The organism is Streptomyces sp. ActVer (genome assembly GCF_027270795.1).
Classification (GTDB): Bacteria; Actinomycetota; Actinomycetes; order Streptomycetales; family Streptomycetaceae; genus Streptomyces; species Streptomyces umbrinus_A.
The window spans coordinates 1-11,184 of sequence record NZ_JAPWHT010000346.1; the positions used below are offsets into that span (position 1 = coordinate 1).

The following is an 11,184-nucleotide window of genomic DNA, read 5'->3' on the forward strand; positions in this document are numbered from 1 at the left end:
ACCCCGGTGCCGTCGTGGGGGCCCTGGCCGATCCGGAACTCGGCGCCGATGAGGAGGGCGCGTTCGCGCATGCCGCTGATGCCGGCTCCCTCGGGTGCGGCCCCGATCCCTTGGCCGTTGTCACGGACAAGCAGCCCCACCCGGGCATCCGGCAGGGCCCGCAGATGGACCTCGACCCGGGTGACCTGGGTATGGCGAGCGGTGTTGGTGAGCCCTTCCTGGGCGACGCGGTAGAGGACGAGTTCGGTGGCCGGGTCGAGGCGGGGCAGCCCGGGAGTGATGTGCGCGGTCGCGCTCAGGCGGGAGGTGGTGAACTCGGCCGTCAGGGCCCGCAGGGCACTGTGGAGACCGAGTTCCTCCAGGACTCCGGGGCGCAGGCGTCGGGCGATACGCCGGATCTCGTCCAGTCCGGCGCGGGTGGTCTCCTGCGCCTGCTGCAGATCATCGCGTACGGGCCGGGGTGCGCGGTCCGCCGCGTGCTTGAGCTGGAGCAGGACGGCGGTGAGGGTCTGTCCGACCTCGTCGTGCAGCTCCCTGGCGAGACGCTGGCGCTCGGCTTCCTGCGCGGACAGGGCCCTGCCGGAACTGGTGGCGCGTTCGGCCTCCAGCCGGGCGAGCATGGCGTTGAAGCTTGTGGTGAGTTCGGCGATCTCGCCGGGGCCGGTGGCGGTCGTGCGGCTGCCGGGCTTGAGGAGGTCGACAGTGGCCATGGCACGGTTCAGCCGCGCAAGCGGAGCCAGTGCGATGCGCAGCAGTACGGCGTTCGCGATCACCATCACGATCAGCCCGACGAGCAGGACGAGTGCCTCGCCGAACAGCACCGGGGTGGAAACGGTGACTGGTCCCAGGAGCAGCAGGACCGCGACGACGAGCACGGCCGCGTTGAGGACGAAGATCCGCCAGTACAGCGACATGGACTTGTGCTCCTTTCCCGGTGACCGCTGACCGCTCACCTCCACTGTCGCCTGCCGCCGCCGAACGGCCCTGTCGAGGGCTCCGGCCTGCGACGGGATCCACTGCCCCCGCCTCACCCTGCCCCCTGTGGGGACGCCGTGTCCATCCGGGCTGACACCCATATCCCCAGGCTGTTCGCAGGTGGCACCATGAGTCCCCGCCGCGCCGGATCACCTCGCTGAATCCGCCGTGGCCGCACTGCTGTCACAAGGATCGATGAAGAGGGGGGAGGGGTTGTGCCTGCCGGGCGAATGAGCACCACACCCTTGCCGGGGATCGGTGTCCAGTACGACCTCACCACAAGGGAGCAACGCCACCTGTCGGTGATCGCGCACCGGGACGGCGCCCGCACGGTGAACGTCTACCGGACCGACGACCCGGACGCCTGCGCCCAGTCGCTGCGTCTGACGGAGCCGGAGACCGCCTCGCTGATCGACGCGCTGGCGCCCTCACACCACAGCCCGAACCTGCTCTCCACCACCGACCTCGGCCTGGTGGCCGAGCGGATCGAGCTGTCGTCGGTCTCGTACTGGAACGGCCGCGTCCTCGGTGACACCCGGATGCGCACCGACACCGGAGCGTCGATCGTGGCCGTTCTGCGGCGGGCGCAGGCGATCCCCTCCCCCGCTCCGGACTTCCGCCTGGCCGGCGGCGACATCCTGATCGTGATCGGCACCCGCGAGGGTGTGGAGGCAGCCGCCGCGATACTCGGGCGGGAGTGACCCGGTGCATTCCTCCGCCATTTTCCTGATCGAGTTCGGTGCGATCATCCTGGGCCTGGGACTGCTGGGCCGGTTCGCCGGACGGTTCCAGTTCTCGCCCATACCCCTCTACCTGCTGGCCGGGCTCGCGTTCGGCGAGGGTGGGCTGCTGCCACTGGGCACCAGCGAGGAGTTCGTCGCGATCGGCGCCGAGATCGGCGTCATCCTGCTGCTGCTCATGCTCGGCCTCGAATACACCGCCACCGACCTGGTCTCCAACCTCAAGACCCAGTACCCGGCAGGCCTGGTGGACGCCGCCCTGAACGCCCTGCCCGGCGCCGCGATGGCCCTCCTGCTGGGCTGGGGCCCGGTCGCCGCCGTCGTCCTGGCCGGCGTCACCTGGATCTCCTCCTCCGGCGTCATCGCCAAGGTCCTGGGCGACCTCGGCCGCCTCGGCAACCGCGAAACCCCGGTCATCCTCAGCATCCTGGTCCTCGAAGACCTCTCCATGGCCGTCTACCTGCCCATCATCACCGCCCTGCTGGCCGGCGCCGGCCTCGCCGCGGGCAGCGCCACCCTCGCCATCGCCCTGGGTGTCGCCGGCCTCGTCCTGGTCGTCGCGGTCCGCTACGGACGCCACATCTCCCGCTTCGTCTCCAGCGACGACCCCGAAAAACTCCTGCTGGTGGTGCTCGGCCTGACCCTGCTGGTCGCCGGCGTCGCCCAGCAACTGCAGGTCTCCGCCGCCGTCGGCGCCTTCCTGGTGGGCATCGCCCTGTCCGGTGAGGTCGCCGAGGGCGCCCACGGCCTGCTCTCCCCCCTGCGCGACCTGTTCGCCGCCGTGTTCTTCGTCTTCTTCGGCCTGCACACCGACCCCGCCAGCATCCCGCCCATCCTGCTCCCCGCCCTCGCCCTGGCCGTCGTCACGGCCGCCACGAAGATCACCACCGGGTACTGGGCCGCGAAGCGGGCCGGGATCTCCGCCAAGGGCCGCTGGCGGGCCGGCGGCACCCTCGTCGCCCGCGGCGAGTTCTCCATCGTCATCGCCGGACTCGCCGTCACCTCCGGCATCGAACCAAGACTCGGACCCCTGGCCACGGCCTACGTCCTGATCCTGGTCATCATCGGCCCCCTCACCGCCCGCTTCACCGAACCGGTCGCCACCCGCCTCACCGGCCGGCGCCGCCGTGAGCCCGCGGCGCCGGGGATTGAGGCGCGCCAGGACCGGGACTTCGTCCCAAGCCCCGACGCGCCCACCGAGAAGTAACCACCTGGTTGACGGACACCCGCGGCCCGGTGGGGGCCGATCGCGCAGTTCCCCGCGCCCTGAAGACAAAGGCCGGGGCTGCGCCCGGCCTTTGTCTTCAGGGGGCGGTAGCCCTTGCCTTTGAGGGGCGCGGGGAACTGCGCGACCAGCCCCCACCGGGCCCGCACCCGACAACGCACCCCCCTCACCCGCACACCGCGTCGGTAAGCTCACCGATCATGACCGTTGCGCGTTCCGTTGCCCTGTTCGTCGTGGCCGCCCTGTTCGAGATCGGCGGGGCCTGGCTGGTCTGGCAGGGCATCCGCGAACACAAGGGCTGGATCTGGATCGGCGCCGGTGTCATCGCCCTCGGTCTCTACGGCGTGGTGGCCACCTTCCAGTCCGACGACAACTTCGGACGCATCCTCGCCGCGTACGGCGGAATCTTCGTCGCCGGGTCGATCGCCTGGGGCATGGTCGCCGACGACTACCGGCCCGACCGGTACGACGTCATCGGCGCGCTGGTGTGCCTCGCCGGGATGGCCGTGATCATGTACGCGCCCCGCAGCCACTGAGCGCCGTCGCCTCGCGATCGCCGGTTTGACGGACGGCCATGCCCGAAGTGCCACGGCGGAGTAAGAGGAACATCCCCGGACCCGGTCCGACTCATGACCGGGGCGGCCGGAGGTGGCGTCGGCGGGACGTGTCGAACAGGTTCACCGCGCAGGCCGCCGCGACCAGCCCGGCCGCGAGCAGCAGCCCGTGCGGGAGAACAGCGCCGACGACCACAGCCGTGAGCGCGAGTGCCATCGCCAGCCAGGCCCTGCCTCGGCGGTATTCGCGCGGGCGGCGGGGACGTCCCCGGCCGAAGCCATGGGCGAAGCGGGGATCGTCGAGCCGCAGCCGCGCTTCCAGGTCGGCGATCCTTTCGTCGTCGGATTGCGGCATGTTCCGCTCCTTCCACAGCAGTTGGGCCAAGCGAGGGCGAAGTACCATGGCCACACGTACCGGAACGCCGTCGCCACAATGAGCACCGCCATCAGCCGGTACGGTCGTCCGCCGACCCGCTTCGCCACTGTCAGCCATGACAGTCACGTCCAGCCCCCGGCCTCGGAGGGGCGTCGCGCCAAGCCACGCTCGCGGGCGGCGCCCCGTTACTTCACCCTCACCCAGCCCGCCACGCCCGCGCATCGGGGACGGCACCCATCCTCGTCTCCTTGGCAGCGCGGTATCCACGGGCACCGGAGGCGCCGCACCTACCATGACGGCAGGCCCCTCGGCCTCTTCGCAGGCATCCCCGTCAACGACTGCACGGCGGCACTGCCCTGGTACGAGCGACTCCTCGGCACCCCGCCGACGTTCTTCCCGCACGACACGGAAGCCGTATGGGAACTGGCGGAACACCGGTACGTATACATCGCGCAGCGGCCCGGTCGGGCCGGAAACGCCGTGCACACCATCCTGGTCGACGACCTCGACACCCGTGTCGCGCAGATCTTTGATCGGGGACTGGAGCCCACTGCCCGCGAGACCTACGCAGAAGGCATGTGCAAGATCACCCACCACGACCCGGACGGCAACGAGTTCGGCTTCGGCGGCGCCGCACACTGACGCCGCCATGCGATGAGCCGCTTTCTGTCAGGTGATCAGCATGCCGCCGTCGACGTTCAGATCGTGAGCGTTCATGCCTGCGTTACGTAGGAGGAAGTCGGTGGCGTCGGCGATCTCGGCCATGGTGACAAGTCGTCCGGTGGGTGTGCGGCGGAGGTGCGGGTGGTCCGTGACGTCACGCCATTTGGGACTGTCTCCGATCACGCCGGGGTGCAGGGCGTTGACCCGGTGCGGGGCGATCTCGGCGGCCAGGGTCTTGACCAGGCCGGTCAGACCGGCGTTGAACGTGGTCACCATCGTCGAACCGGGGTAAGGACGTTCCCTCGCCAGACCGCCGAAGAGGACGACTGAAGCGGCCGGGTTGAAGCGGTCGCGCAGCGCGCGGACCGTTTCGGCGTATCCGACCAGTTTGATGGTGACGACGCGGACGGCGTCGGTGAGATCGAAGTCGGCCAGGGAGTTCGGAACGGGATCCATGGCCGTGACGACCAGCTGGTCGACTTCGGTGATGCCGCCGAGGGCGTGCGCGATCGTGTCGGGTTGGGACAGGTCGAGCGCCATGCCCCGGACCCTGTTTCCTATTTCCTCCGCCGTCGTCTCGGCCCGTGCCTTGTCCCGGCTGGTGACGACGACGGAGTCACCACGGTCGGCGAATCGCTGGGCGATGGCGCGGCCGAGTCCGCCGCTGCCGCCGATGACGATGGACGTACTCATACGGAAGTCCCCTTCACGTTCTGGACGGGCTTGAGAGTGACGTGCGCCTGCTGGCGCGGCCCGACTCCACTAATGACCGATTGGACAGTACCGCATCGAACGGCCCTCGCGAGGCTGTTCTGTACGCGCGTACAGTAAGGGCGTGCCAACAACCTCACGCCCCGACAAGGCTCCGGCGCGGGCATCGGCCACCGGCCGTCGACGCGATCCGGAGGCGAGCCGCGCAGCCATCCTGGAAGCCGCCCGCGAGGCCTTCACCGAACGGGGCTACGCACGGGCGACGATTCGTGACATCGCCCGCCGGGCCGGTGTCACGCACGGCCTGGTCATGCTGCACTTCACCTCGAAGGAGCGCCTTTTCCTGGCGGCGGTACCCGGGACTCGCGACCTGACCGACATCGTCGCCGGTGACCGCGAAACGCTCCCCGAGCGGATCGCCGCCGGCTTCGTCGAGCGTATGGAGAGCAACCCCTCAGGCGACCCGTTCGTCGCGCTCCTGCGCAGTGCCGCCACCAACGAGACCGCCGCGGCGAATCTCTACACCGCCATGCAGGGCCACAGCGAGTCGGCCTACCGCGAGGCGCTCACCGGCGATGACATGGACGTCCGCATCGGGATGCTCGCCGCGCAACTGATCGGCGTCACCTTCACCCGCTACATCGTCAAGGTGGGCAGGCTCGCCGAAATGTCCGCGGACGAACTGCGCGTTCATCTGAGCCGCGTCCTGCGCCAAATCCTTTTCGCCTGAGGCCAGTTGGGGAAATACGGTCCGGCCTCGGAGCCTCGACGTGCCGCACCGCCGGAAAGCGCGATCACGCCTGATTGAACACTCACCGGCATTGCCTTCGTACTCATGGCCAAGGTGCAAACCACGGGCGCAGTGAAGGATCAGCATGGCAGAAGCGCAGGCCTCCACAAATGAGTTGATCGCCGGGAGGTATCGACCGCTCCAGATCGTGCACCGAGAGGAATTCCGAGTCGGCTGGCACGGCCAGGACATGGCGTCCGGCCGATTGGTGTTCTTGGCGGAAGCACGGCTGCCCACCGTCCTGCGCGAGGAGACGTCCCGCCAGACCACAGCCCGGGTGCTGCGGGAGACCGCGGATCTGGAGGCCGCCGCCCCCGGCCAGGTGGCCACCGTCCTCGATGTCACCGAGCAGGACGGCCGCCTGTGGACCGTCATGGAACCGATCGAGGGCCGGTCCCTGAGCGAACTCCTCGACCGGCGTGGGCCGTTCAACCAGCCCCGGGCGGTCCACATCGGCCTGCAGATCCTCGATGTGCTCGCGGCCGCGCACCGACTTGGCGTCACGCACGGCGACCTCGGTCCCGACCAGGTCTTCGTCAAGGCGGACGGCGGGGTCGTGGTCACGGGGTTCGGACTGACCGGAGCGACCCGGTCCTTGAGGGCGACCGCACCTTCGTACGCTTCTCCGGAACAGATCCGTGGTGAGGCGATCGATCCCTCGACGGATCTGTGGGCCCTGGGGGCGCTGCTGCACACCATGACCGAGGGTCGGCCGCCGGCTCCGAACCAGGGGCGTGGCGAAGGCAGTTCGACCTTCGCGCAGGTGTATGTGGGAGAGGGGGCCCAGGGAGAGGGGGAAAGATCGTCGGGGGACGACGTCCACACAGGCCGGCTGCGCCAGACCATTCACGGGCTGCTCCGCGAGAACCCGAACGAACGGCTCACCGAACCGGTACTGCGCCAGGCACTGAGCCGCATGGTCAGCGAGGACTCGGCCCAGCAGTCGCACATGTTCAGGCTGCGCGGAGCTTACGGGAACGCGCAAGGAACGGAACGGACTTGGCACAGGAAGCGGCCCATCGTCCTCGCCATCGTCGGTTCCGCGCTGGCCGTCGTGGCCATCCCGGTCGTGCTCGCCGTGAACAGCAGACCGGCCTCGGACGCACCCGACGCCTCCGGCCCCGTACCCACCGCATCCGGTCCCGCGGCCGCGCCGCCTCCCGCGGCTTCCACCCCTGCTCGTCCCTCCGCGGAACCGACCGGCAGCGCTTCGGCCGACGCATCGGACCCGGGCAAGCCCGCCACCCCCTCCCCCACGGCTTCCGCCGAGAAGACGGCACCGCCGGCCACCAAGCGCTACGACGCGCCGGAAGGGTTCTCGGTCCAACTGCCCTCGGACTGGCGGCGCATCAAGGACACCGGGCGGCCGGACAACGCCTTCAGTGTCACGTTCGGCGCCACGGGCGACCCCCGCGCACTGAGGATCACCTTCGGCAGCGTCCCCTCATCCGACCCCGTCACCGTCTGGCGCGACTTCGAGCCCCAACTGCGGCGCCTCACCCCCGGTTTCGACCGCATCGGCGACATCCGGGGCGTGGACGGTTCCGGTGGACGGGCAGCCGATCTGGAATGGTTCGCCGACGGCGACCCCGAGCGCACACGCACGCTCGCCCGCGCGCTGCTCGTCGACACCAACCTCGGCTACTCCATCAGGTGGACGACCCCTGCCGACGACTGGAACACTCCCGCCAACCAGCAGGCCCTCAACACCTTTTTGACATCCTTCCGCCCCGCGGCGCGATGAACGACCCCACCCTGTTCGTCCGGTGGGGCAGTCACCTCTGACGCGTCCGCTTCCGATGCCGGCCTCGGAGCGGCCGCTCAGTCGGCCTTGCCCGCCGCCGGAGCCGTCCGTTGAGCGTTTCGGGTTCCCGGGAGCCTCTGGAGCCGTACAGGCGTCGCATGGATCATCGGCGCACGGGGCGTACAGGCAGGGGGGCCGATGGGCCGGTTCGAGTTCGGGGAGTACCGGACGCTCGCGCTGCTCGGGGCGGGTGGCATGGGCAGGGCGTATCTGGCGCGTTCGGGGTCGGGGCGGCTTGTCGTGGTCAAGGTGATGCATGCGCACCTCGCCGCCGAGCCGCTGTTCCGGGAGCGGCTGCGGCGTGAGGTGCAGGCGGTGCGCGCCATGACCGGCCCGTTCACGGCGGCCGTGCTCGAAGCGGAGCCGCAGGCCCCGCTGCCGTGGCTGGCCGTCGAGTACTGCGCGGGCCCCACTCTGTCGGAGGCCGTGGCCGGGTACGGGCCACTGGCAGCCGGCGACCTCGCCTCGCTCGGTGCCGCTCTCGCCGAGGCACTCACCGCGATCCACACGGCGGGACTGGTGCACCGCGACCTGAAGCCGGCGAACGTCCTGGTCACCGGCCAGGGCCCGCGCGTCATCGACTTCGGTATCGCGAAGGCGCTCGGTGACGGGCCTGCCTCGGGCCCCTCGGACGAGGCCCTGACGGGGAGCGGAGACATGCTCGGCTCCGTCGGCTTCATGGCTCCGGAGCAGATCACGTACGCCACCGAACCCGCCGCCTCCTGTGATGTGTTCGCGCTCGGGGCACTGCTCGCGCTGGCGGCGACGGGCCGCAATCCGCACGGCGGGGGTACGGCACCGCAGATCGTGTACCGGACGCTGCACGAGAACCCGGACCTCGTCGGCGTACCGGACAGGGAGTGGACCGCCTTCTTGACCCGCTGCCTCTCGAAGGGGCCGGACGCGCGGCCCACCGCGGCGGAGGTCGGCCCAGTACGGCGGTGAGCTGATTTCGGTGCCCCTGCACCACTCCCCCCTCAAGCCCGCCCGGCGTCCCCGTCCGCCCTTCTACCTCGGCGCCATGTCCGAGCGCGCCCTGCGCCGGGTCGCCGAGCGCGGTGACGGCTGGCTGCCGCTGGTCGTGGTGCCGAGTTACGTGGACGTCGACGGGCTGGTGAACCAGCGGGCGGCCATCGAACTGTGGGCCCGGGAGGCCGGCCGGGACCCGTCCGCGATCGATGCCGTCCTGCGGGTCAACATCGATGCGGGCACCTCGACCCAGCAGGTCGCCGACACCATCAAGACCGTCCACGAGCGCACCGGCATCGACCACTTCATGGTCGACTCCATGTACGCCGTCCACAGCGTCGACGAGTCCCTGGCCGTCGCCACCGAACTGATCGCCCTGGTCGACAAGGGCTGACGACGCTGCACCGATCCCCCTGTCGCAGCCAGTGTCGCCGCCGGGGGATCGTTCGGTTCGGCGGGGCGTAGGCGGTCGGCCAGACGGTGCCGTCGTCGAGGTCCGCCCGATCACTCCGGACCGGTTCGGCACGGTTGCGCCACGCTCTCGGCCCTCCGCCCGGCCCAGGCGGGCAGGACACGACGGCAGGGGGCGCGATGCGAGCCGGTACGGGGCTTCGGCCGCTGATACCGCTGCTGGTCTGCGGGGTCATGGCCGCGACCACGGGCTGTGGAGGCTCCACCGACGAACAGGGCGGCGAATCCCTGAGGTTGGAGGCGAAGTCGCACGACAGGATCAGCGAGGCGGTGAACGCGAAGCCCGACGGCTGCACGGCAGGCGTGGGCAGTGCCTGCGAGACCCATGCGGCGGCCGTGTACGCGATCACCGAGCGGTTGCGCAAAGAGGTGGAGGCTCGTCCCGACAAGGACCGCTACCAGGCGACACTGGACGGCACCACCGCCATCAACGAGCAATACGACCAGGACTTCACCCAGTTGTGCGCCACAGTGCCCGAGACCACGGTCGATGCCGCCACCACCGAGAAGTTCAATGCCTGCTCCGGGCTCTACACCTCGATCATCACGGGCGCGGGCGATCTCCAGAGCAACCTGCGCCCGTCCGACTGGTCCAGGCCGGAAGCGGGACCACCTCCTGCCGTCGACGTTGCCGGGCCCGGTCGCAGCCGACCTGAGTCAGCCGGCCCCTTCGAGGTACGACGCCAGGTTGGCCAGCGAGGAGGCGATCCCGGTTTCGTGGTCCGCCTGGTCGATGCCGGGCGGCACATCCGTGGCGGTGACGGTCACCTCGGTTCCGTCACCGGCGGCAGCGAGCTGCCAGGTCATCGTCATGGTTCCCGCGAACGACGGGTCGTCGGCCTCGAACACCGCCCGCTGCACCACGCGTTCCGGTGGCACCAGTTCGGCGAACCCCACGTCGACGACATCCGTCGCGTCCGAGGTCTTGCCGGGACTGTCGGTGGGGTCGAGGTAGGTGAGAACCATCCGGAACCCGCCACCGGGCCGGGGATCCCACCACTCGACCCGCCCGCGCATGCCGTCCGGCGGCAACCAGGCTTCCAGCGACTCCCGGTCCATGAGGGCGTCGTAGACAGCCGCCGGTGGTGCCGCGATCATCCGGCTGGCGCGGTCGGTCCTGTCCATGGTCCGAGTCTAGGGCGAAGGGGGTTCCGCGCGCGGCGCGGGGCGACGGTGTCCGGGCCGTGCCGGATACCGTTCGGGCGACGGAGGCCGCGCCAAGCTGGACTGTCACGCGACGTGTCGGCTCCCGTACAGTCCGCCTTGGCGTCGGCGCTTCGTTGCGGCCGAGCCCGGCGGTTGACCAGGAGAGGAAACATGGACGCTGAAGCCGGTCTCGGCTCCCCTTCGAACGCCCCCGGAACGGGGCGGCCGGTCCCCGAAGCCGAGCCTGAGCTGGTGAAGCAGTGGCATTCGGGCGGAGGCGAACTGGTCGAGTTGCTGTCCCAGGTGCGCGAGCAGTTCGGCGGCGTCGCCGCGTTCCGCCTCGGGCCGGCCCCCACCGTTCTGGTCACCGACCCGCAAGCGGTCCAGCACGTACTCGCCCGGCACCCGGAGCGGTACGTCAAGCGCTCCCACCGTGCCCGTGTACTGATCGGCGACGGTGTCCTGGCCGCCACCGGTGCGGCGTGGAAACAGCAACGCCGTTTGCTGCAGTCCCAGTTCACCGGTACCGGGATGCGCCGCTACGAACAGCGGATCACCGATGCCGCCCGGACCACCGCCGGACGCTGGGACGGGTACGCCCGGACCGGGCAGCCCTTCGATGTCGGCCAGGAGATGCGCCGCTTCGCCCTGGACTCCATCTGGCGCTCCCTCACCGGGCACGCCCTCGATGACGAGACCGAGCGCGAACTGGCCGCCGTGGAAAACGTGGGGGCCGCCCTGCCGACTCTGCCCGCCGATA

General features: G+C 70.2%; 13 protein-coding genes. 9 read left to right on the plus strand and 4 right to left on the minus strand.

The window, feature by feature from the left end; translation table 11 throughout:
• On the minus strand, nucleotides 1-914 hold a 914-nt coding region (locus tag O3Q52_RS38495; protein ID WP_269653235.1), incomplete at its 3' end, for a sensor histidine kinase.
• A gap of 291 nt (nucleotides 915-1,205) precedes the next feature.
• Here O3Q52_RS38495 and O3Q52_RS38500 point away from each other — a divergent pair.
• The 3 genes from O3Q52_RS38500 to O3Q52_RS38510 all read left to right on the plus strand — a co-directional run bounded on the left by O3Q52_RS38500 (nucleotide 1,206) and on the right by O3Q52_RS38510 (nucleotide 3,476).
• Nucleotides 1,206-1,676, plus strand: coding sequence for a cation:proton antiporter regulatory subunit (locus O3Q52_RS38500; protein WP_055616632.1), 471 nt, complete (start codon nucleotides 1,206-1,208; stop codon nucleotides 1,674-1,676).
• A gap of 4 nt (nucleotides 1,677-1,680) precedes the next feature.
• Nucleotides 1,681-2,922 carry a cation:proton antiporter gene (locus O3Q52_RS38505; RefSeq protein ID WP_269653236.1) on the plus strand — a complete coding sequence of 414 codons (1,242 nt, stop codon included), beginning with the start codon at nucleotides 1,681-1,683 and terminating at the stop codon, nucleotides 2,920-2,922.
• Nucleotides 2,923-3,140: 218 nt separating this feature from the next.
• Nucleotides 3,141-3,476, plus strand: a complete 336-nt coding sequence (locus tag O3Q52_RS38510) for a YnfA family protein (RefSeq protein WP_269653237.1) — start codon at nucleotides 3,141-3,143, stop codon at nucleotides 3,474-3,476.
• A 91-nt stretch (nucleotides 3,477-3,567) separates the two neighbouring features.
• Here the strand turns inward: O3Q52_RS38510 and O3Q52_RS38515 are convergent, their stop codons facing one another.
• Nucleotides 3,568-3,849, minus strand: a complete 282-nt coding sequence (locus O3Q52_RS38515) for a DUF3040 domain-containing protein (RefSeq protein ID WP_269653238.1) — start codon at nucleotides 3,847-3,849, stop codon at nucleotides 3,568-3,570.
• Between the two features lie 78 nt (nucleotides 3,850-3,927).
• Here O3Q52_RS38515 and O3Q52_RS38520 point away from each other — a divergent pair, with 78 nt between their 5' ends.
• Nucleotides 3,928-4,512 carry a VOC family protein gene (locus tag O3Q52_RS38520; protein WP_269653239.1) on the plus strand — a complete coding sequence of 195 codons (585 nt, stop codon included), beginning with the start codon at nucleotides 3,928-3,930 and terminating at the stop codon, nucleotides 4,510-4,512.
• 27 nt (nucleotides 4,513-4,539) lie between these two features.
• Here O3Q52_RS38520 and O3Q52_RS38525 read toward each other — a convergent pair whose 3' ends face one another.
• Complete coding sequence (locus O3Q52_RS38525; RefSeq protein WP_269653240.1) at nucleotides 4,540-5,226, minus strand: SDR family NAD(P)-dependent oxidoreductase; 687 nt, start codon at nucleotides 5,224-5,226, stop codon at nucleotides 4,540-4,542.
• 142 nt (nucleotides 5,227-5,368) lie between these two features.
• Here O3Q52_RS38525 and O3Q52_RS38530 point away from each other — a divergent pair, with 142 nt between their 5' ends.
• From O3Q52_RS38530 to O3Q52_RS38545, 4 genes are all read left to right on the plus strand, one after another.
• Nucleotides 5,369-5,974 (plus strand): TetR family transcriptional regulator, encoded by a 606-nt coding sequence (locus O3Q52_RS38530; protein ID WP_269653241.1) that lies wholly within the window; start codon nucleotides 5,369-5,371, stop codon nucleotides 5,972-5,974.
• Between the two features lie 145 nt (nucleotides 5,975-6,119).
• A complete protein-coding gene (locus O3Q52_RS38535; RefSeq protein WP_269653242.1) occupies nucleotides 6,120-7,778 on the plus strand; it encodes a serine/threonine-protein kinase in 1,659 nt (552 codons plus the stop codon).
• Nucleotides 7,779-7,976: 198 nt separating this feature from the next.
• The gene (locus O3Q52_RS38540; protein ID WP_269653243.1) at nucleotides 7,977-8,783 is read left to right on the plus strand and encodes a serine/threonine-protein kinase; all 807 of its coding nucleotides are present in this window, start codon (nucleotides 7,977-7,979) and stop codon (nucleotides 8,781-8,783) included.
• 10 nt (nucleotides 8,784-8,793) lie between these two features.
• The gene (locus tag O3Q52_RS38545) at nucleotides 8,794-9,201 is read left to right on the plus strand and encodes an LLM class flavin-dependent oxidoreductase (RefSeq protein WP_269653244.1); all 408 of its coding nucleotides are present in this window, start codon (nucleotides 8,794-8,796) and stop codon (nucleotides 9,199-9,201) included.
• A gap of 734 nt (nucleotides 9,202-9,935) precedes the next feature.
• On the opposite strand, the gene O3Q52_RS38550 is transcribed toward O3Q52_RS38545, so the two are convergent.
• Nucleotides 9,936-10,403 (minus strand): SRPBCC family protein, encoded by a 468-nt coding sequence (locus O3Q52_RS38550; RefSeq protein ID WP_269653245.1) that lies wholly within the window; start codon nucleotides 10,401-10,403, stop codon nucleotides 9,936-9,938.
• A 192-nt stretch (nucleotides 10,404-10,595) separates the two neighbouring features.
• Here O3Q52_RS38550 and O3Q52_RS38555 point away from each other — a divergent pair.
• The coding region (locus O3Q52_RS38555) for a cytochrome P450 (RefSeq protein WP_269653246.1) at nucleotides 10,596-11,184 on the plus strand (589 nt) is incomplete at its 3' end.